The organism is Crossiella sp. S99.2 (assembly GCF_023094165.1).
Taxonomy (GTDB): domain Bacteria; phylum Actinomycetota; class Actinomycetes; order Mycobacteriales; family Pseudonocardiaceae; genus Crossiella.
In genome coordinates this window covers 473,945-498,643 of the sequence record NZ_JALMDK010000001.1, presented here as the reverse complement: position 1 = coordinate 498,643, position 24,699 = coordinate 473,945, and the positions used below count along the sequence as shown (strand labels likewise).

The 24,699-nt window shown below is 72.0% G+C and carries 23 protein-coding genes; 4 read left to right on the top strand and 19 right to left on the bottom strand.

Translation table 11 applies throughout. From position 1 onward, the window contains the following. Window positions 1-67: 67 nt before the first annotated feature. The 11 genes from MZC64_RS02410 to MZC64_RS02360 all read right to left on the bottom strand — a co-directional run bounded on the left by MZC64_RS02410 (window position 68) and on the right by MZC64_RS02360 (window position 12,058). Window positions 68-898, bottom strand: a complete 831-nt coding sequence (locus MZC64_RS02410) for a sugar phosphate isomerase/epimerase (RefSeq protein WP_247755441.1) — start codon at window positions 896-898, stop codon at window positions 68-70. Beyond that, the gene (locus MZC64_RS02405; RefSeq protein ID WP_247755440.1) at window positions 895-1,983 is read right to left on the bottom strand and encodes a hypothetical protein; all 1,089 of its coding nucleotides are present in this window, start codon (window positions 1,981-1,983) and stop codon (window positions 895-897) included. Before MZC64_RS02405 ends, MZC64_RS02410 begins: the two co-directional genes overlap by 4 nt. Further along, window positions 1,980-3,032, bottom strand: coding sequence for a Ppx/GppA phosphatase family protein (locus MZC64_RS02400; RefSeq protein ID WP_247755439.1), 1,053 nt, complete (start codon window positions 3,030-3,032; stop codon window positions 1,980-1,982). The genes MZC64_RS02405 and MZC64_RS02400 overlap by 4 nt, the downstream gene beginning before the upstream one ends. 128 nt (window positions 3,033-3,160) lie before the next feature. Then, window positions 3,161-3,841 carry a response regulator transcription factor gene (locus MZC64_RS02395; protein ID WP_086784276.1) on the bottom strand — a complete coding sequence of 227 codons (681 nt, stop codon included), beginning with the start codon at window positions 3,839-3,841 and terminating at the stop codon, window positions 3,161-3,163. Beyond that, window positions 3,838-5,061: an ATP-binding protein gene (locus tag MZC64_RS02390; protein WP_247755438.1), complete on the bottom strand. Its 1,224-nt coding sequence runs from the start codon at window positions 5,059-5,061 to the stop codon at window positions 3,838-3,840. Before MZC64_RS02390 ends, MZC64_RS02395 begins: the two co-directional genes overlap by 4 nt. Window positions 5,062-5,273: 212 nt before the next feature. Then, window positions 5,274-6,017, bottom strand: a complete 744-nt coding sequence (locus MZC64_RS02385; protein ID WP_247755437.1) for a phosphoglyceromutase — start codon at window positions 6,015-6,017, stop codon at window positions 5,274-5,276. Beyond that, window positions 6,014-6,880, bottom strand: coding sequence for a helix-turn-helix transcriptional regulator (locus MZC64_RS02380; protein ID WP_247755436.1), 867 nt, complete (start codon window positions 6,878-6,880; stop codon window positions 6,014-6,016). The genes MZC64_RS02385 and MZC64_RS02380 overlap by 4 nt, the downstream gene beginning before the upstream one ends. Before the next feature lie 122 nt (window positions 6,881-7,002). Continuing rightward, window positions 7,003-8,493, bottom strand: a complete 1,491-nt coding sequence (locus tag MZC64_RS02375) for an FGGY-family carbohydrate kinase (protein WP_247755435.1) — start codon at window positions 8,491-8,493, stop codon at window positions 7,003-7,005. Beyond that, window positions 8,490-9,533 carry an NAD(P)-dependent oxidoreductase gene (locus MZC64_RS02370; protein ID WP_247755434.1) on the bottom strand — a complete coding sequence of 348 codons (1,044 nt, stop codon included), beginning with the start codon at window positions 9,531-9,533 and terminating at the stop codon, window positions 8,490-8,492. The genes MZC64_RS02375 and MZC64_RS02370 overlap by 4 nt, the downstream gene beginning before the upstream one ends. Then, on the bottom strand, window positions 9,530-10,456 hold the full coding sequence (locus MZC64_RS02365; protein ID WP_247755433.1) for a 1-phosphofructokinase family hexose kinase: 927 nt from the start codon (window positions 10,454-10,456) through the stop codon (window positions 9,530-9,532). The genes MZC64_RS02370 and MZC64_RS02365 overlap by 4 nt, the downstream gene beginning before the upstream one ends. A gap of 75 nt (window positions 10,457-10,531) precedes the next feature. Beyond that, entirely contained in the window at window positions 10,532-12,058 is a 1,527-nt protein-coding gene (locus MZC64_RS02360; protein WP_247755432.1) for an MFS transporter, read from the bottom strand. Between the two features lie 164 nt (window positions 12,059-12,222). Between MZC64_RS02360 and MZC64_RS02355 the strand changes: the two genes are divergently transcribed. After that, window positions 12,223-13,443 (top strand): hypothetical protein, encoded by a 1,221-nt coding sequence (locus MZC64_RS02355; RefSeq protein ID WP_247755431.1) that lies wholly within the window; start codon window positions 12,223-12,225, stop codon window positions 13,441-13,443. A gap of 36 nt (window positions 13,444-13,479) precedes the next feature. On the opposite strand, the gene MZC64_RS02350 is transcribed toward MZC64_RS02355, so the two are convergent. From MZC64_RS02350 to MZC64_RS02315, 8 genes are all read right to left on the bottom strand, one after another. Then, window positions 13,480-15,048 carry an AMP-binding protein gene (locus MZC64_RS02350; protein WP_247755430.1) on the bottom strand — a complete coding sequence of 523 codons (1,569 nt, stop codon included), beginning with the start codon at window positions 15,046-15,048 and terminating at the stop codon, window positions 13,480-13,482. A gap of 386 nt (window positions 15,049-15,434) precedes the next feature. Further along, entirely contained in the window at window positions 15,435-16,346 is a 912-nt protein-coding gene (locus tag MZC64_RS02345; protein WP_247755429.1) for a DUF4349 domain-containing protein, read from the bottom strand. 82 nt (window positions 16,347-16,428) lie between these two features. Further along, complete coding sequence (locus tag MZC64_RS02340) at window positions 16,429-16,938, bottom strand: YbjN domain-containing protein (RefSeq protein ID WP_247755428.1); 510 nt, start codon at window positions 16,936-16,938, stop codon at window positions 16,429-16,431. Continuing rightward, complete coding sequence (gene mshA / locus MZC64_RS02335) at window positions 16,935-18,218, bottom strand: D-inositol-3-phosphate glycosyltransferase (protein ID WP_247755427.1); 1,284 nt, start codon at window positions 18,216-18,218, stop codon at window positions 16,935-16,937. Before mshA ends, MZC64_RS02340 begins: the two co-directional genes overlap by 4 nt. Further along, entirely contained in the window at window positions 18,215-19,057 is an 843-nt protein-coding gene (locus tag MZC64_RS02330; RefSeq protein ID WP_247755426.1) for an alpha/beta fold hydrolase, read from the bottom strand. The genes mshA and MZC64_RS02330 overlap by 4 nt, the downstream gene beginning before the upstream one ends. Then, the gene (locus tag MZC64_RS02325) at window positions 19,054-20,184 is read right to left on the bottom strand and encodes an Ig-like domain-containing protein (protein WP_247755425.1); all 1,131 of its coding nucleotides are present in this window, start codon (window positions 20,182-20,184) and stop codon (window positions 19,054-19,056) included. Before MZC64_RS02325 ends, MZC64_RS02330 begins: the two co-directional genes overlap by 4 nt. Before the next feature lie 187 nt (window positions 20,185-20,371). Continuing rightward, window positions 20,372-21,367: a S1 family peptidase gene (locus MZC64_RS02320; protein WP_247755424.1), complete on the bottom strand. Its 996-nt coding sequence runs from the start codon at window positions 21,365-21,367 to the stop codon at window positions 20,372-20,374. 116 nt (window positions 21,368-21,483) lie between these two features. Then, complete coding sequence (locus MZC64_RS02315) at window positions 21,484-22,557, bottom strand: UDP-N-acetylmuramate dehydrogenase (RefSeq protein WP_247755423.1); 1,074 nt, start codon at window positions 22,555-22,557, stop codon at window positions 21,484-21,486. 17 nt (window positions 22,558-22,574) lie between these two features. Here MZC64_RS02315 and MZC64_RS02310 point away from each other — a divergent pair, with 17 nt between their 5' ends. From MZC64_RS02310 to MZC64_RS02300, 3 genes are read left to right on the top strand one after another with little or no spacing between them, the layout of a single operon-like run. Further along, window positions 22,575-23,075 carry a DUF2505 domain-containing protein gene (locus tag MZC64_RS02310; RefSeq protein WP_247755422.1) on the top strand — a complete coding sequence of 167 codons (501 nt, stop codon included), beginning with the start codon at window positions 22,575-22,577 and terminating at the stop codon, window positions 23,073-23,075. Next, window positions 23,072-23,902 carry a class I SAM-dependent methyltransferase gene (locus tag MZC64_RS02305; RefSeq protein ID WP_247755421.1) on the top strand — a complete coding sequence of 277 codons (831 nt, stop codon included), beginning with the start codon at window positions 23,072-23,074 and terminating at the stop codon, window positions 23,900-23,902. Before MZC64_RS02310 ends, MZC64_RS02305 begins: the two co-directional genes overlap by 4 nt. Before the next feature lie 10 nt (window positions 23,903-23,912). Beyond that, window positions 23,913-24,665, top strand: a complete 753-nt coding sequence (locus MZC64_RS02300) for a maleylpyruvate isomerase N-terminal domain-containing protein (protein ID WP_247755420.1) — start codon at window positions 23,913-23,915, stop codon at window positions 24,663-24,665. Window positions 24,666-24,699: the final 34 nt, after the last annotated feature.

The following is a 24,699-nucleotide window of genomic DNA, read 5'->3' as shown; positions in this document are numbered from 1 at the left end:
TCAGGCCCTGAACCGGCTGTTCCCGGCTCCGATATGACCGAAGACACGTTCCGTGACATACACCGAATTACCGGCCCAGGTGCAACCGGGCGAACAGCAGTGCCTCTGCCAGGTCGGCCACCCGGTCCTCCCTGGTCCTGGCCTTGCGGGTGCTGACCTCCAGCACCACCGTGCCGGTGAACTGGTTGGCAACCAGCTCCTCGCACAACTTGGCGCAGGGCTGGTCGCCGCGGCCGGGCACCAGGTGCTCGTCCACCGGGGCGCCGGTGCCGTCGGCCAGGTGCACGTGCCGCAGGCCGGGGCCCATCCGCTTGGCCAGTTCCAGCGCGTCCATGTGCGCGGCCGAGGTGTGCGAGGTGTCCAGGGTGTAGTTGCGGTAGCCCACGTCGGTGGGGTCCGGCGACGGCCGGAAGCCGGAGACCCGGACCTGGCGTTTCCGGCCGAGCGGGCGCAGCGGGAACATGTTCTCCACCGCCACCGCGATGCCGCTGACCTCCTCCAGCTCACTCACCAGCGCGCTGAAGGTGTCGGCGTAGCGGCGTTGCCAGCGAAACGGCGGGTGCACCACCACGGTCTCCGCGCCCAGCGCGCCGGCCGCGGCCACCGAGCGGCGCAGCCGGACCTCCGGATCGGCCGACCAGACCCGCTGGGTGATCAGCAGGCAGGGCGAGTGGATGGCCAGGATGGGCACCTTGTGCGCGGCGGAGAGCTTCTCCAGCGCGCCGATGTCCTGGCTGACCGGATCGGCCCAGACCATGACCTCGACGCCGTCGTAGCCCAGTTCGGCGGCCAGCTGGAAGGCGGTGGCGGCGGGCTGCGGCCAGACCGCGGCGGTGGACAGCCCGATCGGGATCTCCGGGCGCCACTGGCCTGCCGGATGCGCGCGGGCCGGGCTCACTTGCCGACTAGCAGCAACGCGGCCGGGGACACCGTGACCACCAGGCCGACCAGCACCGCGAGCAGGATGGTCTGCAGGTCGTCCGCCTTGCGGATCTTGCGGACCAGCCAGACCATGCCGCCGATCACGGCCAGCGCGAGGAAGAGCGTGATGGACGGGATGGCCCGCCACAGCCACTGGAAGCCCAGCCACAGCCCGGCGCCGCCGATGACGCCGCCGCCCAGCTGGACGACCATCATCAGCCATTCCTTGGCCGGTGAGCGCGGTTCCTCGTCCTCGTCCTCGTCGTAGTCGTCCGGGACCTCGGCGTCCTCGTCCAGTCCGGCCGGACCGCGGGCGGGACGCGGTTGTTCGTCCTCGTCCTCGGTCTCCGGCTCCGCCTTGGGCGCGGAGGCGCGCAACGCCTGGTACTGGGTGGTGTGCTCGGCCTCGTCCTCGACGTAGGGCTCCTGGTACCCGGTGTCGGTGAACCAGTCCTCGCCCTCGCGCGGCGGCGCGTCCGGATCGGTCTGCGGCGCGTCCGCGATCACCGGGAGCACCTCGGTGACCGGGTCCGGCTGCACCCTCGGCTTGCTGCGCGGGGCCGGTTTCGGCGGCACCGGCGGCGCGTCAGGGCGCGGCAGGCGGCCGCTGGTGGCGGTGCCCGGTGCGACCGGCGGCTCGGTGATGGCCGGGTACGCGTCGGTGATCGCCGGGACCTCGGTGGTCAGCTCGGCGGCGTCCGGGGCGGCCACCGGCGGGGGTGCCGGCGGCACCGGACGGGTCGGCGTGGCGGGCCGGGCGAACCGGCCGCTGGGCGTGTCGTAACTAGGCAGGTCGCGCCGGGAGGGCGTCTCCAGATTGGCCGCGCGCGGTGGCGCGGCCGGCGGCTCCTCGACCAGCGCCTGCTCGTCCCGCAGCGCGCGCATCGTCCCCGAATCGGAGTTGATCCGGTCGATGATCTGCTGCGGTGCGGTCTCGTTCGCGTCCTCGGCACGACGACGGCGGCGCCTGGGCGCGGCGTTGCCCGACCCCTCGCCGTACTGCGCGAGGAGATCCGCAACGGTGCGCTGGCTGTCGCGCTCCGACTCGTTGTCCCGGTTCATTGATTCCACCGTGCCCCGTGCTGGCCCATCCGTCCAGTGTTGTGACCTTGCTCCTGCCCAGCGTCAGGCCCGGAGCCGTTGGTCGCAGCGGCTCCGCCAGGGTCGGACACAGTGTGGTCGTCGCCGTCCGTCTGGTCCAGCCGCCGGAGAATGACACCCTCACGGAGGGCCCACGGGCAAATCTCCAGTTGTGGGAGTGACAACGCTCGCATCGCGGCCTCGGCCACCAGCGCCCCGGCCACCAGCTGGTGCGAACGGCTGGCGCTGACGCCCTCCAGCTCGGCCAGATCGGCCGCGGACATCCGCGAGATGAACGCGGTGAGCTGGCGCAGGCCGCTGTCGGTGAGCACCCGGCTGACCCTGGGCCCGGCTGAGGAGGGCGCGGCCCCGGTGAGCCTGGCCAGGGTGCGGAAGGTCTTGGAGCTGGCCACCGCCCGGTCGGGGGCGCCGCTCTTGCGCAGCACCCTGGCCACCTCGGCCAGCTCCTCGGTCAGCCAGTCCCTGGTCGCCTTGATCTCGCGCTGGGTGGGCGGGTCGTGCCGGAACCGGGTGCGGGTGAGCCGCCCGGCGCCCAGCGGCACCGAGAAGGCCAGCTCCGGGTCCTCGTCCATGCCGGTGGCCAGCTCCAGCGAGCCGCCGCCGATGTCGACCACCAGCAGCCTGCCCGCGGACCAGCCGAACCAGCGGCGCACCGCGAGGAAGGTGTAGCGGGCCTCATCGGCGCCGGAGAGCACCTTGAGGTCGACCCCGGTCTCCTTGCGCACCCGCTGCAGCACCGCGGCGGAGTTGCCGGCCTCGCGCACCGCCGAGGTGGCGAAGGCCATCAGGTCGTCACAGCCCAGTTTGGCCGCCTCGCGCTTGGCCGCGGCCACGGTGCGGACCAGGTTGTCCGAGCCTGCCCTGGTCAGGCGGCCGTTGCGATCGAGCTGCTCGGCCAGCCGGAGCATGGTCTTGATCGAACTCATCGGGGTCGGATGGGCACCCCGATGCGCGTCCACCACAAGGAGATGGACGGTGTTCGAACCCACGTCGAGCACCCCGAGCCGCACCAGAGCACGGTACCTGGCGGGATCGGCAGGTTCACCGGCACCGGTCGGATCTGCACCGATCTCGGGAAAATGCACGGCTAGCAAGATCACTAAGCGTGCATTTTCCCATGATCATTAAGCCGAACGGCTCAGCTCTCGAACTTATAACCCAGGCCGCGCACGGTCACCAGGTGCCGAGGGGCGCCGGGGTCGGGTTCGATCTTGGAGCGCAGTCGCTTGACGTGCACGTCCAGCGTCTTGGTGTCGCCGACGTAGTCCGCACCCCAGACCCGGTCGATCAGCTGGCCGCGGGTGAGCACCCGGCCGACGTTGCGGAGCAGGTACTCCAGCAGGTCGAACTCCTTGAGCGGCAGGCTGACCTCGCCGCCGGAGACGGTCACCACGTGCCGCTCCACGTCCATCCGCACCGGGCCCGCCTCCAGCACCTGGGGCAGCAGCTCCTCGGACTCGCCGCCGCGGCGCAGCACCGCCCGGATCCGGGCGATCAGCTCGCGCGCGGAGTAGGGCTTGGTGACGTAGTCGTCGGCGCCCAGTTCCAGCCCGACCACCTTGTCGATCTCGCTGTCCCGCGCGGTCACCATGATCACCGGCACCGCGGAGCGCTGCCGCAGGGCCTTGCAGACGTCGGTGCCGCTCATGCCGGGCAGCATGAGGTCCAGCAGCACGATGTCCGCGCCGTTGCGGTCGAACTCCTCCAGCGCCTCCTGCCCGGTGGCCGCGACCGCGGTCGCGAAACCCTCCTTGCGGAGCAGGAACGCCAGCGGGTCGGCGAAGGACTCCTCGTCCTCCACGATCAGCACCCTGGTCACTGAACTCCTCCATGCTCGACGCTGCCCGCGTTGACGGGGCGCGGCTGCTCCGCGTCCCGTACGTCCACTGTGGACGGATTCGGGGTTCCGCCACCATGGTCGGCCCGGTGTGCCGGGATGCGCATGGTGAACGTGGAACCGGTGCCGGGGCGGCTCCACAGCCGCACCTCACCGGCGTGGTTGGCGGCCACGTGTTTGACGATGGCCAGCCCCAGTCCAGTGCCGCCGGTGGCCCGGGAACGCGCGGGGTCGATGCGGAAGAACCGCTCGAACACCCGGCCCTGCAACTCGGCGGGAATGCCGATCCCCCGGTCGGTGACCGAGATCTCGACGAAGTTGTCGACCAGCCGCCTGCTGATGGAGACCGGGCTGTCCGGCGGCGAGTAGGCCACCGCGTTGTCGATCAGGTTGGCCAGCGCGGTCACCAGCAGGGTCCGGTCGCCGTCCATGATCAGGCCGCTGCCCTCGTCCACCGCGATCTCGATGCCAAGGGACTCCGCGGCCAGCCGGCACCGGCCCAGCGCCTCGGTGACCACCGAGTCCAGTTCGACCGGGGTCAGCTCGGGCAGCCGTTCGGCGCCCTGCAGCCGGGACAGCGCGATCAGCTCGGTGACCAGGGTGCCCAGCCGGTTGGCCTCGTGCAGGATCTTGCTGGCGAAGCGGCGGACCTCGTCCTCGTCGTCCACCGCGTCCAGCACCGCCTCGGCCAGCAGCGCGAGCGCGCCCACCGGGGTCTTCAGCTCGTGGCTGACGTTGGCCACGAAGTCCCGCCGGATCGCTTCCAGGCGGACCGCGTCGGACTCGTCGGAGGCGTCCACCACCACGAAGCCGTCGCCGAGCAGCCTGGCCTCGCCGAGCACCGCGGCGGGCTGGCGGCTGGACAGGGTGGCGCGCTCCAGCGGGGAGAGGTCGACCTCGAGCATCTCGCCGGTCTCCAGCACCACCTCGGCGGCCTTGCGGGCGCGCGGGTCGGCCCGGCCGTCCTGCACCACGCCCAGCTCCTCCGCGCGCGGGTTGTGCAGCACCACGTCGCCGAAGCGGTTGAGCACCGCGACCGCGTTGTGCGAGGCGTGCACCACCCGTTGCATCAGCTCGGCCACGGTCAGGCCGGGCGGTTTGCGGGTGGCCCTGGCGGTGACGGAGCGGCCGAGGAAAAAGCCGAGGACCGCGGCGACGACGGCCGCGCAGATCGACAGGGCGAGCAGGCCCGTTGCGGTCACGGCCGCATGGTAAGCAGCCGAACGGCCTCCCGGCCTACTCTCGGAGGGCTATACGTGACCGTGGTGACACCAGAATGGTGTGACGTACACCGCACGTTGGGCAGGGTGTCATCCGGTGTTCATCCAAGCCACTCCAACGAGCGAAATCCGGCCCCAAATGAAGAACGCGCCCGGACCTGGTCCGAGCGCGTTCTGCCGGTTGTCGGAGGGGGTCAGCGGCCCTGGTTGGCCACGGCCTTGATGGCGTCCTCGGCCGCGGACGGGTCGAGGTACTCACCGCCGGCCTTGACCGGCTTGAGGTCCGCGTCCAGCTCGTAGCGCAGCGGGATGCCGGTGGGGATGTTCAGCCCGGCGATGTCCTCGTCGCTGATCCCGTCGAGGTGCTTGACCAGCGCGCGCAGCGAGTTGCCGTGCGCGGCGACCAGCACGGTCTGGCCCGCGCGCAGGTCGGGCACGATCTCGCCGTCCCAGTACGGGAGCACCCTGGCGAGCACGTCCTTGAGGCATTCGGTGCGCGGCAGCGCGGCGCCGATGCCCGCGTAGCGCGGGTCGCCGTCCTGGCTGTAGGTGCTGCCCAGCTCGATCTCGGGCGGCGGCGTGTCGTAGGAACGGCGCCAGAGCTTGAACTGCTCCTCGCCGTAGGTCTCCAGGGTCTGCTTCTTGTCCTTGCCCTGCAGCGCGCCGTAGTGGCGCTCGTTGAGCCGCCAGTCCCGCTTGACCGGGATCCAGTGCCGGTCGGCGGAGTCCAGCGCGAGGTTCGCGGTGGAGATCGCCCGGCGCAGCAGCGACGTGTGCAGGATGTCCGGCAGCAGTCCGGCGTCCCTGAGCAGTTCACCGCCCCGGCGCGCCTCGCCCTCCCCCTGCTCCGACAGCGGGACGTCCACCCATCCGGTGAACAGGTTCTCGGCGTTCCAGACGCTCTGGCCGTGACGGAGCAACACCAACGTGCCTGTCATGGGCCACAGCCTGCCAGATCACCGTTCGTGGTGACGTCGCCACCGACCGCCGGTTCCAGCCCGCAGGCCAGCCGCCGCAGCAGGTCACGGGACTGCTCGGCCCCCAGGCTGAGCCGCCGGAGGCTGTCCAGGACAGTCTCGTAACGATCAAGCGAACTCGGGTGTTCGAGGAACAGGCTGGCCGTCTCCAGCTCCACGTGCACCACTGGGCGGTGATCGCGGAAGGTCAGCCGGGTGAAGGCGTTCACGCTGGTCCGGGCGGCCGAGACGGCCAGCGGCAGCACCCGGATCCGGCAGCGCGCCCACTCCACCCTGCGGGCCAGCAGTTCGAGCTGGTTGCGCATCACCAGCGGGCTGCCGACCTGGGCGCGCAGCGCGGCCTCGTGGATGTAGAAGGTGGCCATGGCCAGGCTGGGCAGGATCGCCTGGCGGGCCAGCCGCGGTGTCGGGTCGGCCTCCGGGCCGAGCAGCGCCCTGGCGTAGGACTCGGTCTGCAGCAGCGGCGGCACCACCGCGAGGTCGTAGCTGGCCAGTGTGCAGGCGGTGGTCTCGTGCAGCAGCAGGGTGCGCAGGCTGTCGGCGAACCGGCCGGAATGCGGGCGGGCCCAGTAACCGGTGTCGGGTTCGCGGAGAATGCCGAGCAAGCGGTCGACCTCGTCGTTGGGCGTCCGGCAGTAACCGAGGAATCGGGTCACATCGCTTTCCGAGATTCCGCGTTTTCCGGCCTCCAGCCGGGAGAACTTACTGGCCGACCAATCGAAGTGGGCGATCAGCTCGCCCCGGGTGATCCCAGCCAGTTCCCGCTGGATCCGCAGGGCTTCCCCCAGTTCGCGCCGCTGCGCGGTGCTGTCCTCCTCCACCACGTGGGCAAGATATCCACACCGGAGCCGATTTCCGGCCAATTTCCAGAAAGAGTCACCCCATAGCGGAATTTCGATCTGTTTTATTGCCCAGCCGGTCTGAATTTTGCCATAGAAACCCCGATTTAAACGGATTTCCACCAGTCACGGAGGGATTCGACGGCCATTCGGTATTCCGCCGCGCGGGCGGTCATTCTGGCCACCCCGGCCGGGTCGGGCTGGTGTGCGCGGACCACCTCGGCGGTGGCGGCGGCCTCGGTCAGCCCGGCGAAGCGGCGCAGGCCGATACCGGCCAGCAGCGCCGCGCCGCGGGCCCCCGGTTCGGCGCCCGCGGTGACTTCCAGGGGCAGGTCGACCGCGTCGGCGAGCAGCTGGCTCCAGGCCGGGCTGCGCGCGCCGCCGCCGGCCAGCCGGGCCGCGCCGGTGATCGGGAAGGCCGAGCGCAGCGCGCTCAGGTGGGTGCGGTGGTTGAGCGCCACGCCCTCGCACAGCGCGCGCAGCAGGTCACCGCGGGTGTGCCAGCCGCGCAGGCCGAGGAATCCGGCGGAGGCGGCTGGCCCGTGCTCGACCGGCGCGCCGAACAGGAACGGCAGGTAGAGCGGCAGGTCGGGCCGGGTGCTGGCGGCGATCTCGGCCGCGACGAACTCGAACGGGTCCGCGCTGCCCGTCGCGGCCTCCGGGCAGAGGGTGCGGACGAACCACTCCAGGTTCGAGGAGGAGGCCGGGCTGGTGGACATGGCCAGCCAGTGGCCGGGTCGCAGGAAGGCGCGGGCCTGCCAGCGGTGGTCGAGCCGGATCTCGTCGGTGACCACCTGGTTGATGCTGAAGGTGCCCATCACGATCGACGCCGCGCCGGGGGTGACCGCGCCCATGCCGAGCGCGCCCGCGTCCACGTCGTGCGCGCCGGTGACCACCGGGGTGCCCGCGCGCAGCCCGGTCAGCTCGGCCGCGGTGGCGGTGACCCGGCCGGCGATCTCGGTGCTGCCCAGGATCGGCGGCTGTTTCCCGGCCAGTTCGGTCAGGCCGTACAGCTCGAAGGCCGCCGGGCTGTACCGCTGGGTGCGCACGTCGGTGAAGGAGGCGGAAGCCTCGGTGGGGTCGGTGGCCACCTCGCCGGTCAGGCCGAGCCGGAGCCAGTCCTTGCAGAAGAGCAGCCAGCGGGTCCTGGCCAGCGCCGCGGGTTCGTTGGCCAGCAGCCATGCCTGCACCGCAGCCGGGCTGGCCGCGAACGGGGACTGGCCGGTCAGCGGCAGCGCGGCGGCGGCCGCGCCGGAGTCCTGGTAGCCGCGGACCTGCTCGTGCGCGCGGGAGTCCATGGCCAGGATGGCCGGCCGGACCGGGCGCAGATCGGCGTCCACCGGGTAGCAGCCGTCGTTGTGCCCGCACAGCCCGATCGCGGCGATCCGGCCGCCGTCGACGCCGGTCAGCACCGCCCGGATGGCCCGCACGCAGCCGTCCCAGACCTGGTCCAGGTCCCGTTCCACCCAGCGCGGGTGCGGGGTGGACACCGGCACCCTGGCCTGGCCGACCGCGATCTCCCGCCCGGTGTCCGCGGCCACCAGCACCGCCTTGGTGACGGTCTGCCCGGCGTCGATACCGAGCAGCAGATCGGTCATCGCCAGCCCAGCAGATCCGCGTTGGCCGCGCTGCGCACCCGGCCGGTCTCGGCGAACTCGGCCACCGCCTCGGCGACCAGGGCGGCGGAGGTGCGGTTGGTCTGCTCGGTGTCGCCGCCGAAGTGGGTGGTCAGGGTGACGTTGTCCAGCGCTCGCCATGGCGAGTCCGCGGGCAGCGGCTCTTCGTCGAAGACGTCCAGACCGGCGCCCGCGATCCGGCCGTTGGCCAGTGCGTCGTAGAGCGCCGCGGTGTCCACCACCCGGCTGCGGGCCACGTTGACGAAGTAGGCGCCCGGCTTGAGCAGGGACAGTTCACGGGCGCCGATGAACCGGTCGGTCTCCTTGCTGTGCCTGGCCTGCACCACCACGAAGTCCGCGCCGAGCAGCAGATCGTCCAGGCTGGCGGCCCGGCGCACCCCGGATTCGGCCAGTGCCACATCCGGCGCGTAGGGATCGTAGGCGACCAGCGTGCAGCCGAACCCGCCGAGCTTGCGGGCGAAGTGGCGGCCCACGTGCCCGAAGCCGATCATGCCGACCGTGCTGCCGCCCAGTTCGACCCGGCGGCCGGGGAACTCCTTGCGCCAGCCGCCGTTCTTCACCGAGGCGTCCGCGCGGGCGATGTCCCTGGATTCGGCCAGGATCAGCCCGATCTGGAGTTCGGCCACCGCGGAGGCGTTGCGGCCGAAGACCGGCACCACGCCGATGCCGCGGGCGCCGGCGGCGTCCAGGTCCACGTTCTCCAGTCCGGTGCGGGCCACCGCGACCAGCCGCAGATCCTCGGCGGCGGCCAGCAGGTCCGGGCCGACCGGGGCGAAGTGCACGCACAGCACCTCGGCCCCCGGCACCGCGGCGAGCAGTTCGGGCGGGGCAGGCACCGCGGCCGCGCCGCGCACCTCCATCAGCTGCTGGGCCTCGTGCTGATCGGCCTTGGCCCCGGCCCAGTCCGCCACCGTGACCGGGCTGCCGGGCAGCCGGGCCTCGATCTCCTCGGCGAAGGTGCCGCCGGGAATGAAGCGATCGCCCGCGATGAGGACCTTCATCGGCGCTCCTGTAGTTCGGTGGTGGTGACCAGCTCCGGTGCGACCGGGTGGTCCGGAAGTTCGGCGGTGCCCGCGGCCAGGCAGGCGCTCGCGCCCCAGGCGACCGCGCGGGTCAGCCGGGCGGCGGCCGGGCCTTCGGCGGCCAGCCAGCCCGCCAGCAGCGCGTCCCCGGCCCCGGCGGTGTTGATCACGGTGATCGGCGGCGGCACGGCGTGCATGGCGGTGCCGTCCGGCCGGATCAGCACCGCGCCCAGTGCGCCGAGGCTGACCAGCGCGGTGCCGGGGCACAGGTCCGCGGCCACATCCGCCGCGTGATCCGGGCTGGTGACCGGTTGGCCGGCGAGTTCGGCCAGCTCCTCGGCGTTGGGTGCGACCAGGTCAGCGCCCGCGCGTACCGCCTCGGCCAGCCCGGCCCCCGAGCTGTCCACCGCGACCGCGGCCCCGGCGGCGTGCCCGGCCGCGACCAGCCGGGTGACCAGACCGGGTGGGGTGCCCGGCGGCAGCGAGCCGCAGATGGCCAGCCAGCGGGCCCGGTGCTCCCGGACGGCCTTGCCGGTGGCGGCGACGAGTTCGTCGAGTTCCCGCTCGGTCAGTTCGGGGCCGGGTTCGTTGAGCTTGGTGGTGCCCGAGCGCGAGCCGAGCACGGTGATGTTGCTGCGGATCCGCCCGGCGATGGGCACCGCGGTGAACGGCACCCGCTCGGCGGCCAGCAGCGCCCGCAACTCGGCCCCGGTCGCGCCGCCCAGCGGCAGCACCGCGGTGGAGTCGATCCCGTTGGCGCGCAGCACCCTGGTCACGTTGACGCCCTTGCCACTGGCCTCGGTGCTGCTACCGGTGGCCCGATGCACCTTGCCCGGCCGCAAGGGGCCGGGTAACCGCAGCGTGCGGTCCAGGCTGGGGTTCGGGGTGACCGTGACGATCATGGACGCACCGCCTTCCACAGGCTTGCGAATCTGCCCGCTCCGGCCCGGCTCGACAACTCGAACCCACCGGGTGGATCAACCGGGTGCGCCCGCCCTGGCCTTCGCGGGCGTCCGGCCGGGCAGCAGCAGCGCGGTGAGCACCGCGCCGAGCAGGGCGGCGGCCGCGGCCGTCCACACCGCGGCGGCCATGCCCTCGGCGAAGGCACGCACGGCGGCCTCGACCAGCTCATCACCGCGGTCCCCGGCCTGGGCGCGCACCGCCAGGGTGGCGCCGAGGGAGTCGGCCGCCTCGGCGCGCACCGCGGCGGGCAGCAGTTCGGCCGCGGGACCCAGGCCGTTGCGGTAGCCCACCGAGAGCACCGAGCCGACCAGCGCGATGCCCAGTGCCGCGCCGAGCTGCCGGACGGTGCTGTTCACCGCGGACCCGGCCGCCGCCTTGGCCGGCGGCACCACGCTCATCGCGGCCGCGGTGGCCGGGCCGAGCACACACCCGAAGGCCAGGCCGAACACACCGAAACCCAGTTCCAGCAACCAAACCGGGGTGGACGGGGTCCAGAACGCGCTACCGGCGAAGAACAGCCCGGACACGGCGAGGCCGCCGCCGACCACCACGTTCGCGCCGAAACGCTGGGCCAGCGCGGCGCTGCGGGTGGAGGCGATCACCGTGCCGACCGCGACCGGCAGGAACAGCAGACCGGTCTCCAGCGGCGAGTTGGCCCGGACCAGTTGCAGGTAGAAGACCAGTGCGAAGAAGCCGCCGGACTGCACGAAGAAGCCGATGGCCACCGCGCTGGACCCGGCGGTGAACACCGGGCTGCGGAACAGGCTCAGGTCGATGGCCGGATCCGCGATCCGCCGCTCGGCCAGCACGAACAGCACCAGCAGCAGGACCGCGCCACCCAGTGGCAGCAGCACGCCCGCGCCGAGCCAGTCCCCGGCCTCGCCGCCGTGGATGATCGCGTAGACCAGCAGGCCGATGCCGCCGATGGAGCACAGGGTGCCCAGCGGGTCGATGGCCCGGCGGCCGGGGCTGCGCGATTCCGGCACCAGCCAGGCGATCAGCGCCAGCCCGGCCAGCACCACCGGCACGTTGACCAGGAACACCGAGCCCCACCAGAAGTACTCCAGCAGCACCCCGCCGACCACCGGGCCCAGCGCCACGCCAAGCCCGGACACGCCGGACCAGATACCGATGGCCCGCGCCCGCTCCGCCGCAGGGAAGACGTGGGTGAGGATGGCCAGGCTGGTCGCGGGCATCGCGGCCGCGCCAATGCCCTTGATCGCCCGGAACAGCACCAGCTCGCCGGGGCTGCTCGCGAAGGCGCACAGCGCGGAGGCGATCCCGAAGGCGAGCAGGCCGAGCAGCAGGATCCGCTTGCGCCCGAAGGCATCGGCCAGCGCGCCGGTGGCGAACAGCAGCGCGGCGAAGACCAGCGTGTAGGCGTCCACCGCCCATTGCAGCTCGGACTGGGTGGCGCCCAGCTCGGCCTGGATCCGTTGCAGCGCGACCTGGAGGATCATGGTGTCCAGCACCGGGATGAGCAGACAGATGCTCAGCACGGCGAGAATGCCCCACCGCCGCCGGTGCGTCAGCTCGTCCATGGCTGCCAGTGGGCCAGTGCGCCCGCCGCGGCACAAGGCAGCCCTCGGACTTTTGATATGCCGCCCCAAAGGGCAGGCGGATGAGCGCCGTTCAGCCCACGCGAACCCGGCCGGCCGGGCCCTAGCGTCGAGGCAGGGGTACGTCATCGTCCACAGGGGGTTCCATGGCTGTGTCCGCGTTCACCCGCGTCTGTGCTCCGGTGCTGGCGCTGTCCCTGCTCCTACCCGCCACACCCGCCGCCGCCGCACCCGCTCCGGAGTCCATCGCCTCCTTCCAGGGCTCCGACGAGATCGGCGGCCATGAGCTGCACCGGTACGACAACGGGGCGGGCACGGTCGCGGACAGCGCCTATCCCAAGCCGCGCCAGTTCAACGGGGTGAGCACCGAGTCCCGGCTGATCGGCGCCTCGCTGGGTGGCCGCCAGTCGCTGTTCCAGGCGATGACGGCGAACCCGGACGGCACGCTCAGCCTCGCGGTCGGCGCGCCCGGCGGCACCGAGCTGCGCTCCTGGAACCAGCGCTTCGCCACCGCCGAGACCCCGTTCGACCTCACCCCGGACGCCCGCGGCGTGGTCACCACCGAGCCGGTCGGCGAGACCGAGACCGTGCTGCGCCGCTACCCGGTCGGCAGGGCGGGCGCCGGGGTCGTGCTGGCCCGGCTGCCCGAGGTGCGGCGGTACCCGGACGGGGTGGGATTCCAGTACAGCGGCAACTACAACCGGCTCACCGGCAGGCATGTCAACATCAACCTCGGTTACGGCCAGGACCGGCTCTACACCAGCCTCGGCGGCCGCCCGGCCTGGGCGCGCTACGGCGGCGCCTTCGGGCCGATCGTCACCCCGGACGGCGCCACCGCGGACCGGATCCTGTTGAGCGCCAGCGGGATCGCGGTGGTGCGCACGCCGAAGAGCTTCTGGCGGATCAGCGCGGGCCGGGTCGAGCCGCTGGCCGCCGGGATGTTCGGCGCCGACCGCGGGGAGCGAGTCCTCGGTGAGAACTTCAACGGCAACGACCACCGCTCGGCGCTCTCGATCACGGGCGACAAGATCGCCTACGCGGTGCCCCCGCCCACCCTGCCGGACTTCGAGTCCCTGGTGGTGCTGGACCTGCGCACCGGCACGCACTCCCGGTACGCCCTGCCGCCCAACGCGATGACCTTCCCGTTCATCCCCTGGATCCTGGGCTCCACCGCCTGGTCCTGGCGGGATGACTCGGTCTACCTGATGCGGCACAACCAGTGGCTGTCCCCGCACCAGCCTCGAATGCTGACCGTGCAGGCGCTGAAGATCGCCGACGGGTCGGTGCGCACGCTCTGGCCCGCCGACGGGCGCAGCGTGCCGGGCTGGCAGGGACCTCGCATCCTGGGCGCGGACGTGCACCCCTGACGGGCCGGGGCTGACCCCGGCCCGTCCAGGTCGGGATCAGCCCCGCTCGCGGGCGCGCAGGTCCTTGCGCAGGATCTTTCCGCTGGCGGACTTGGGGATCGCGGTCAGGAACTCGACCACGCGGACCTTCTTGTGCGGGGCCACCTGCCCGGCCACGAAGGTCATCACCGCGGTCTCGTCCAGCTCCTCGGCGCCCGGCTGGCGCACCACGAACGCCTTGGGCACCTCCTCGCCCTCGGCGTCCCGCACGCCGATCACCGCGGCGTCCGCGATCTGCGGGTGGGTCAGCAGCAACGCCTCCAGCTCGGCAGGGGGCACCTGGTAGCCCTTGTACTTGATCAGTTCCTTGACTCTGTCCACAATGGACACAACGCCGTTTTCGTCGATCACCGCGACATCGCCGGTGTGCAGGAAACCCTCATCGTCCACAGTGGACTTAGTGGCTTCCTCGTTGTTGAGGTAGCCCTTCATCACGTTGGGGCCCTGGCACCACAGCTCGCCGGGCTGACCGGGCAGCGACTCCTGCTCGGTGGCCGGGTCGACCAGCTTGCACACCATGTTCGGCAGGATCAGCCCGACCGTGCCCACGTTGATGTCCGGGCGGTCGCTCGGGATGGCGTGGCTGACCGGGCTCATCTCGGTCATGCCGTAGCCCTGCCGCACCGCCACACCCAGCCGCTTGGCCACCGCGTTCGCCAGTTCGGCGTCCAGTGGCGCGGCGCCGGAGAAGAGCATCTTCATCGCGGACAGGTCGTACTCGTCCACCATGGGGTGCTTGGCCAGCGCGACCGCCACCGGCGGGGCGATGTAGACGTAGCTGGTCCGGCGCTCGGCGATGATCCGCAGGAACTCGGCCAGATCGAACTTGGGCATGGTGACCACGGCCGCGCCCACCGCGAGCGCGTGGTTCATGGTCACCTGCATGCCGTAGATGTGGAAGAACGGCAGCACCGCCAGCACCCGGTCGGCCGAGTCGATGTGCACGACCTGCTTGAACTGCTCGATGTTGGCCACCAGGTTGCGGTGGGTCAGCATCACGCCCTTGGCCCGGCCGGTGGTGCCCGAGGAGTAGGGCAGCACGGCGAGATCCTCGGCCGGGTCGAACTCGATCACCGGCGGCGCGGCCTCGGTGGCCAGCAGTTCGGCCAGCGCGGGATGGCCGTCCAGACCGTCCAGGAAGATCACCTCGGCGATGCCTGCCGTCTTGGCCGCGGCCAGTGCCCGCTCGGCGAAGGCGGAGACGGTGAACAGCAGCTTCGCCCCGGCGTCGATGAGCTGGTGGGCCAGCTCTTCGGCGGTGTAGAGCGCGTTCACCGTGGTGGCCACCGCACCGGCGCGCAGCACCCCGTGGAATACCACCGCGTAGTAGGGCGTGTTCGGACTGAAGATGCCGACCACATCACCCTTGTTGATACCGCGGGCAGCCAGTCCGGCAGCGGCCTTGTCCACCAGCGCGGCCAGCTCGCCGTAGCCCAGCGTTCGTCCGCTCGGCCCATCGATCAGCGCAGGCGCGGCGGCCTGTGCCGGGCTCAGCGCCCCGAACAGCAGCTCCGGCAGCGAGACGTCCGGAACCGCGACATCGGGGTACGGACTGCGAAATGCCATGGGTGTTCCCTCCAACGGCGGACGCCAATCGGGCGATCAATCGTGACTACGCTCACAGGCCCCAGTCAAGTTGCTGTCAACAGCGGCCGACCAGACATCATCCCGTTATCCCACCGAGCTAAGTACACTCGAATGGAGCAGTGGGCCAGGCTTGTGATTGCCACATCGAATCTGCCAAGTTGACATCACTCTTTCAGATCGGCTCCCACACACTCCCCGATCCGAGAGGGTGTCCATCGCGGTTCGTATCCCCCGTCGAACCGCGTCCCGCCCGGACCCAGGGCTCCCCCCGCCCGCAGTGGTCCGACGTAGCGGGAGCTTGTGGACGCGGGGCGGCTCGAGCTCGCGACTCCCCCTCTCTCCCGGGCCGCCCCGCGCGACACCCTTCAGCCCACCGGGTTCCCGGTGGCCACCGGCTCGGCCGGGGCAGCGGCATTCCGGCGGCGGCGCAGCAGCACGATCACCAGCGCGCCCGCGATGCCCAGCACCACCAGGAACGGCAGCGAGGCGCCCAGGGCGATCAGCAGTCCGTTGACCGTGCCCAGGAAGGCCCGCCAGCCCGCGGCCAGCGCGTCCAGGAAGCCGTCCCCGCTGGGCGCGGCGGCCTGGTCCTCGCGCACCAGGGACACCGACACGGTGGCCATGGCGACCTGCTTGGACATCGACTCCAGCCTGCGCTGCAAGGACTCCAGCTCGGCCTGCCGCTTGGTCAGCTCACCCTCGACCTGCACGATCTCGCTGACCGTGTTGGCCCGTTCCAGCAGCGCGCGCACCCGGTTCACGCTGGCCCGCTGCGATTCCAGCCTGCTCTTGGTGTCCACCAGCGCGTCGGTGACGTCCTGGGAGCGCTGCTCGCGCACGATGACCTTGCCGAGGTCGTCGAGCCGGTTGAGCGCCTCGTCCAGCTTGTCCGCGGGCACCCGCACGGTCAGCGTGGCCCGCTGCTCGCGCGCGTTCTCCTCGCTGGCGAACCCGCCGAGGGCCTTGGCCTCTTCCTGGGCCTTGCGCACGGCCTCCTCGACCTTGGCCACGCTCAGCTCGATCCGCGCGGTCCTGATCAGCTGCCGGGCCTCCAGCGCGGCCGGTTCCGGGGCGCTGGCGCCCTTCTCGACCGCCGCGCCCTTCTCCATCGGCGCCTTGGCGTCGCCGGGACCGCCGCTGAAGCCCTGCTGGGCGGATCCGCCAGCCGCGGGTTCGGCGACCCCGACCGCGGTGTTGGCCCGCTCACCCGCCCCCGAGCATCCGGCCACCAGCACCAGGCTCAGCGCGCCGAGGGCGAGCAATGATCGTCCTGCCATGTCGTCCGACCCCCATCGTCGTCTGCGATACAACGATCGGACGGAGAGCGGGGTGATGGCCGTTGCCCGGCGCCGGTCACGATCAGGACTCGGCGTGCACCGGACCCTCGTGCGGGGAGGTCACCAGGTGTTTGAACGCCTGCAGGTTGGCCAGTGACTCGCCGCGGGAGACCCGCCAGTCCCACTCCCGCCGGATGGCCCCGGCGAAACCCAGTTCCAGCAACGTGTTGAAGTCCCCGTCGGCGGCTTCCAGGACCTGGCCGAGCACCCGGTCCAGCTCGTCCGCGGTGACCGCGTGCAGGCCGATCCGGCCGATCAGGTAGATGTCGCCTGCCGGGTCCACGGTGTAGTGCACGCCGTAGAGCCGGGCGTTGCGGCGCAACAGGAATCGGTAGACCTGCTCGTGGCCCTCGTCCGGGCGGCGGCACACGAACGCCTCCACCAGCAGCGACTGGCGGCCCAGGATCAGCCACAGGTTGGTCTGGAGCTTCTTCACCCCGGGCAGGCTGACGAACCACCGGCCCTGTTCGCGCTTGGTGTGCTTGAGTTCCTGACCGTCCAAAGTGGACTCGATCAGCTGGTCGAGGCTCATACCGCGATCTCCAGGGTGGTGCGCAGCGCGGCGGCCGCCTGGCCGTACACCGCGAGCAGCCGCTCGGCGGTGTGGTCCCAGGAGAACGCCGCGGCGTGCGCGGGGGCGGCGGCGGCGAACTCCCGCCACCGGGTGGGCTCCAGTGCCAGGCGCCCCAGCGCGTCCGCCCAGGAACCCGCGCGGTGGTCCGGGACGAGCAGTCCGGAGACCCCGTCGGCGACCGCGACCGGCAGCCCGCCGACCGCGGCGGCGGCCACCGGCGTGCCACAGGCCTGGGCCTCCAGCGCGACCAGGCCGAAGGACTCGGAGTGGCTGGGCACCGCGACCACGTCGGCGGCCCGGTACACCGTGGCCAGCGCGGCGCCCGGTCGCGGCGGCAGGAAGCGGACCAGTTCGGCGATGCCCAGCCGGGCGGCCAGCTCGTGCAGCACGGTTGGCCGGTCCAGTCCGGTGCCGGAGGGCCCGCCGACGATCAGCACCACCAGCCTGGCCCGCAGCCCGGGATCGCGGTTGATCATTTCGGCGGCGGCGTGCAGCAGCACGTCGGGCGCCTTGAGCGGCTGGATCCGGCCGACGAAGGCGAGCACCACGGCATCCGGGGCCAGGCCCAGCTCGGCCCGCGCGGCGGCCCGGCCGTCGGGGGTGAAGCGCTCCAGGTCGACCCCGGGCGGCACCACGGCCACCTGCTCGGGCCTGGCCTGGTACAGGTCGGTCAGCTCCTGCGCCTCGATCTCGGTGTTGACCACCAGCTTGTCCGCCTCGGCGACCACTTGCTGCTCGCCGATCACCCGGACCTGCGGTTCCGGGGCCTCCACCGCGGCCAGCGCGAGGTTCTTGACCTTGGCCAGGGTGTGCGCGGTGTGCACCAGTGGCACCCCCCAGCGGTCCCTGGCCAGCCAGCCGACCTGGCCGGAGAGCCAGTAGTGCGAGTGCACCACGTCGTAGTAGCCGGGCGCGTGGCTGGCCTCGGTGCGCAGCACGCCCGCGCTGAACGCGCAGAGCTGGGCGGGCAGGTCGTTCTTCACCAGGCCCCCGTAGGGACCGGCAGGCACATGCCGCACGGTCACCCCCGGCGCGAGTTCGACCGTGGGCGGCAGCTCGGAGGAGGTGGCCCTGGTGAAGACCTCGACGGCGGTGCCGCGCTGGGCCATCCGGACCGCGGTCTGGGCGATGTAGACGTTCATCCCACCGGCGTCGCCGGTGCCGGGCAGTTCAAGTGGGGAAGTGTGCAGGGACAGCACGGCTACTCTCCCCGCGCGACCGATGCCTCTGCGTCTCACAACCCCATTTTGCCGTGCTCCACGTGGCAGCGCGTCAGGAAGTGGGCCAGCTCAACGTCGAAGTCGGCCGGACGCTCCAGGAACGGGGCGTGCCCGCAGCCTGGGTACCAGCTGGCGGCCGCGCCGGGCACGGTGTCCGCGGCGTAGCGACCGGCCACCGGCAGCACCACCTCGTCGGAGTCCCCGTGCAGCACCAGGGTGGGCACGGTCACCGCGGTCAGCGCCTCGGCACTGCCGATGTCCCGCTTGAACACGGCCTTGCGCACCGCGGCCGGGGTGGCCAGCGCGGTGCCGAGCTGCCGGTCCTGCTCGTCCTGACTCATCGGCACGGCGGTGCCGCTCGCGATGAACTCGCGCAGCGCGGGCCGGGCCACCTCGTCGTCCGGGGAGAGCATCTCGCGCAGCCCTGCGGTCATCACCGGGCCGGTGGCGCCGCCCGGCCGGTCCGGGCCGATCTCGGTGACCGCGCCGACCAGCACGATCCCGGCCAGCCCGGCGTCACCGCACACCCGCAGGTAGTCCGCGATGACCAGTCCGCCGTAGGACCAGCCGAGCACCACCGCCGGTCCGCTGGCGTGTTCGAGCACCGCGGCCAGGTCCCCGGCCCAGGCGGCCGGGTCGTCGTAGCCGCTCTCCGGCGCTTCGGAGTCGCCGTGGCCGCGCAGGTCCGGCGCGAGCAGCCGGTACCGCTCGGTCAGGCCGGGGTCGGCCAGCAGCCGCCGCCACACCGCCGAACTCTGCGCCCAGCCGTGCAGCAGCACCAGCGCCGGCGCGCCCACCGGCCCGGCGGTGCGCAGCGCGAGCCGCGTGCCGCCGTGGCCGGTGATCGTGGTGGTCACTTCAGCGCCGACTTCGACAGCCAGGTCGGCCAGTCGATCCGCCAGTCGTAGGTGTCCGACACCGCGCCCTTGGTGCCAGCCGAGCCGGAGATGATCACCGGGTCGCCGATCAGCGCGCTGTCGAAGTACTTCTTCGCGTCCGCCTCGCTCAGGTTGATGCAGCCGTGCGAGGTGTTGCGCTTGCCCAGGTTGCCCGCGTTGTCCTGGTTCTCGTGGATGAACTCACCGCTGTTGGCGATGCGCACCGCCCACTTCTTGACGACGTCGTACTTGTACTTCTCGTTGACCATGCGCTCGGTGGCGTTGCGCTCGGAGACCATGTAGATCCCGTTCGCGGTGCGCAGGTCCGGCTTGCTCTCATCGCCGAGGCTGGCGGGCAGGTTCATCAGCTCCCGGCCGTCCCGCTTCACGATCATGCGCTTGCTGGCCACGCTGGCCTCGACGATCTGCGCCCGGCCGATGGTGAACTTGGTGCTCAGGCTGGCCCGGCCGAACACGTTCTTGCCATAGGGCACCGCGAACAGGTCCGCGGTCACCTTGACCTGGGTGTTGGCCGGCCAGAACTCCTTGGGCCGGTAGTGCACTTCCTTGGGGTTGAGCCAGGCCCAGGCCCCCTCCACCGGCACCGAGGTCTCCACCTTGAGCGCCTTCTCCACCGCGGCCCGGTCCTGCGGGGCCTCGTCGAACTCGACCTTGACCGGCATCGCGATGCCCACGGTGGCGTTGTCCACCGGGTTGATCGTGGCCCGCATCAGCTTGCCCGCGGCCTGGGTGGCGAAGCCGCCCTTGATCTCGACCTTCTTGCCGTCGGTGCCGGTGGCCGAGCCGCCGAGGGTGTAGCTCTTGCCAAACTCGAGCGCCTTGTCCGGCGCCCAGGTCTTCTTGTCCGCGGCGATCTTGCCCGCGACCGCCTTGCCGTCCGCGGTCAGCGTCACCTCGTCCAGCGAGCCCTCGGCGACCGAGACCTTGACCGGCGCGCGCGGGCTGAGGTCCTTGGCGCCGTCCCCCGGCTCCACGCTGACCTTGGCGACCGGTGGCGCATCGGCCTTGTTGGTGCCGCCGCCATCCCCGCCCTCGCCGCCGGTACAGGCGGAAAGCAGCAGCGCACCAGCGGTGAGCAACCCCATCAAGCCGAGCAGGGACCGTCCCCGTCCCCGTCGTTGAGCAACCACAGTCGACCTCCACGCATCCGGCACCCCGTCAAGGGTGCCCTCATCTCCAGGACGCCCCATGCCCGTAAGGGGGTGCCCCAAAGCGATGTGTCACTTCTCACATTGGGGTTGCGGCTGAACCGGATGATCAGGATGGGCCGTTCTAGGCCAGCACCACATCCAGCTCGTCGAGCACCCGGGTGATCGGGTTGGCGAAGCCGCTGCCGCCGCCCAGGGTGCCCGCGCAGTGCAGGCCCACCACCTGGTTGTCCGGGTCCACCAGCACCGCGCCGGAGTCGCCGCGGTCGCCGAAGATCCCCTCGGCCGCGGTGACCCGGATCTGGTCCCGCAGCCGCCGCCTGCCCAGGCTGTCGCCGTAGTCCAGGCAGAGCGTGACATCGGTGGAGACCACCACGCCCTGGGTGAGCCCGGTGGTCCGGCCGCGTTTGCGCACCAGGCTGCCCAGCAGCGCGGGCGCGCAGCCGCCCGGTCTGCCCAGCTGGGCGATCTCCCGCCGCCACGGCCGGTCCGGGGTCAGCGCGATCAGCGCCGCGTCCACACAACCGGACAGCGCCGAACTGGCCAGGCAGCCCACGATGTCGGCCGGGCAGCGGCCGCCGTCGACCCGGGACGGGTGGGTCATCGCATCGCCCACCGCCCAGGCGTCGTCCACGCAGGCGATGTGGAAGTTGGTCAGGCCGAACACCCGCCGCCGGTCCGCGCGGGCGGCCACCAGCAGGCCCAGGGTGCCCACGGTGACGTACTCGCCGGGCTCGGGGGCCTGCGGCGGGAGCATCTGGATGGACCGGCACGGGCCGACGCTGATCCCGCCGACCAGCGCGGGGTAGGACTCGCCGGAGCGTTCCGGGGCGGCGTCGGCGCGCAGCAGTGCGGGGTGCAGCAGGACGTCCTCCTCGATGACGTCCACCGGCACCCCGTCGATCTCGGCAGGCAGCAGCTGGCCGTGCGCCACCGTGACCGCGGGCCGTTTCACCCGCACCGACACCACGATGGCCGGCCGGCCGGTGCGCAGGCCACCCGTGGTCTGCGCGCCGATATCCACCGCGACGACGCCGGGCAGGTCGAGCAGGGTGTCCTCGTGTCGCCGCTTCACCGGCCGGATCGCCGCCCTGCGCCTGTTGTCCTCCGCGCTGGTCATGCGAACTCCTCGATCCGGTACTTCACCGTCCATGAAACACTCGGGGTGAGGAGCCCGTCACTTGGCGTCACTCGTTTGGCCGGTTGCCCAGCTCACACGAGTTTTGTTCCCGCAGGTCAGAGCGCGCAGCCGACGAAGACTGGTTCCGGGTGCAGATCGACCTCGAACGCGCCGCGCACGCCGTCGCGCACCTCGCGGGCCAGCGTCAGCAGGTCCTCGGTGTCGGCCTTGCCGCGGTTGGTCAGCGCCAGGGTGTGCTTGTGCGAGAGCGAGACCCGGCCGTCGGCGGCCTCGTGCCCGCGCAGGAACCCGGCCCGCTCGATCAGCCAGGCCGCGGACAGCTTCACCTTGCCCGCGCCGCCCGGGTAGCGCGGCACCTTGATCTCCTGGCCGAGCCGGGCGTGGATCAGCGAGAGCACCCTGGGCAGGTCGGCCTCGGCCACGATCGGATTGGTGAAGAAGGACCCGGCGCTCCAGGTGTCGTGATCGTCGGCGTCCAGCACCATGCCCTTGCCGGTGCGCAGCGCGAGCACCGCGTCCCGCACCTGGGCGGCGGGCACCCTGGCGCCCAGTTCCACGCCCAGGGTGTTGGCCAGTTCGGCGTAGCGGACCGGGGCGGACTGGCCGCCGGTGCGCAGCGCGAAGGAGACCCGCAGCACCACCGCGTTGTCGGTGCCCTTGAGCACGCTGGTGCGGTAACCCAGGCCCAGTTCGGCGGTGCTGACCTGACGCACCTGGCCGCTGCGCCGGTCCAGCAGGTCCACCGAGAGCAGCAGGTCGGCCACCTCGACGCCGTAGGCCCCCACGTTCTGCACCGGGGTCGCGCCGACCAGGCCGGGGATGCCGGAGAGCGCCTCCAGGCCGCCGAGGTCGTTGGCCACCGCGCCGGCGACCACGTCGTCCCAGTTCTCGCCGGCCTCCACGGTCAACCGGACCAAGCCGTCGCCGAGCGGGTCGTGCCCTCGGCCGCGGGTGGCGATGCGCACCACGGTGCCCTCGAAGCCCGCGTCGCCGATGACCAGGTTGGACCCCCCGCCCAGCACGAGCAGGGGTTCACCCGCCTGGTCGGCGGTCCGGACGGCCTCGATGACCTCGGTGGATTTCGTTGCTTCCAGGAACACCGAGGCCGGGCCGCCAAGGCGCAGGGTGGTGTAGCCAGCCAACGGCACGGGTGTGGTCACGACGTTCAACGGTAGCGTGACACCCCGTGGCAACCAGCACCGAGACCTCGCACGGCTACTCCTTCCCCGCCGCACGGGTGGCCGCGACCATGGTCGACGAGACCTATCTGCGCGACCGGCTGGCCGCGGTGGGCGGCCCGAAGGGCGAGTTGATCTCGCGCACGGCCACTGGCGCCGAGACCGTGCTCAAGCTGCGCCAGGGCATCCCGGCGGACAAGCTGCCCTCCTTCGTGCGCACCCTGATCCCCGGCGACCTGGTGATCGAGCGGGTGGAGACCTGGCGGCCCAGCGGCGAGGGCGCCACCGCCTTGGTGCACGCCACCGTGCCCGGCGCGCCCGCGACCATCGAGTGCTCGATCGCGATCAGCGCCGCGGGTGCGGGCTGCCGGGTGGCCGGGCGATTGCAGGTGTCGGTCTCGCTGCCCTTCGTCGGCGGCAAGGTGGAGCGGGCGGTCATCGAGCAGGTGTCCAGGCTGCTGGACACCGAGCACGAGTTCACCCAGCGCTGGCTGTCCGAACGCTCGTGAACCAGGTCCGCAAACGGGCGCCGCGCTACGCCGCCGGCCGGGCGCGCACGCTCGGCCTGCCCACCAGGGGCACCACCAACCCGAACCGGCTGCGCAAGGTGGACCGGTGGATCGCGAGCACCCCGCTCACCGCGGACGCGCTGCGCGCCGCGGCGGATCCGCTGGTCATCGACCTGGGCTACGGGTCATCGCCGATCACCGCGGTGGAGCTGGCCGACCGGCTGGGCGGGCTGCGGCCGGATCTGCGGGTGCTCGGCCTGGAGATCGACCAGGAGCGGGTGGACGCGGCCAAACCGGCCGAGCGGCCGGGACTGGAGTTCCGCCGCGGCGGGTTCGAGCTGGCCGGGCGGCGGCCCGCGCTGGTGCGCGCGTTCAACGTGCTGCGCCAGTACGAGGAGGCCGCGGCCGCGGAGGCGTGGGCCACCATGCAGTCCCGGCTGGCCCCCGGCGGGCTGCTGGTGGAGGGCACCTGCGATGAGATCGGCCGCCGCTGCTGCTGGGTCACCCTGGACGCCGATCGCCCGCTGACCTTCACCCTGGCCTGCCTGCCCTCGGACCTGGAGCAGCCCTCCGATCTGGCCGAACGACTGCCCAAATCGCTGATCCACCACAACGTGCCCGGTGAGCGGGTGCACGCGCTGCTGACCGAACTGGACGCCTGCTGGGCCAGCGCGGCCCCGTTCGCGCCCTACGGCCCGCGGGCCCGCTGGGTGGAGGCGGTGCGGTTGCTCGCCGAACGGGACTGGCCGGTGCTCGATCGCCGGAACCGGTGGCGGCTGGGCGAGGTCACGCTGAATGCGGACGCGGTCTACGGCCCGCGTCCGTAGGCTCTGTGGGGTGGAGCACACCGACTTCCTCGAGCAGATCCGAGTTCATTCCGAGGCCATGCGGGCAGCCGCGCTCAAGGCCGGTCCCGAGGCGCAGGTCCCGACCTGTCCTGACTGGACCGTGCAGAAGCTGACCGCGCACCAGGCCCGTGCGCAGGCCTGGGCGGCGGACAACCTGACCGCGGGACTCGTGGACGTGCGGCCGGAGTTCCCGCCCGCGCCCCAGGACTGGGCCGAACTGCACGCCTGGTGGGTGGCCGAGCAGGAACGGCTGATCGGCCTGCTCACCGAGAAGGGCCGCACGGCGCCTGCCTGGACCTTCGGCATGCCCCTGCCCGAGCCCGGCGCGATGTGGGCCCGGCGGATGGCGCACGAGGTGGCCATCCACCGGCTGGACGCCGAGCACGCGCTGCACGAAGTGGCCGGTGGCGTGGACCCGGCCAGGGAACTGCGGTTCGAGCCCGCCTTCGCCGCGGACGGCATCGAGGAGGCGCTGGTCATGGCGCAGTTGTTCCGCAAGCACGAGGAACGCACCGAGCAGGGCACCATCCTCTTCCACGCCGCCGACGCGGGTCTGGCCGTGGTGCTCACCCTGACCCCGGGGCAGGTCGCCAAGGTGGGCCCGGTGCAGGGCAGCGGCATCGACACCGACACGGTGGTCGCGGGCACCGCGGACGCGATCTACCGGCGGCTGTGGAACCGGCCGAACACCGCCGTGGTGACCGGGAACTCTGAGTTGCTCGACCAGCTGGGCACCCCCTGACCAGGTGAACGCGGCCGCGAAGGGCAGACTGACC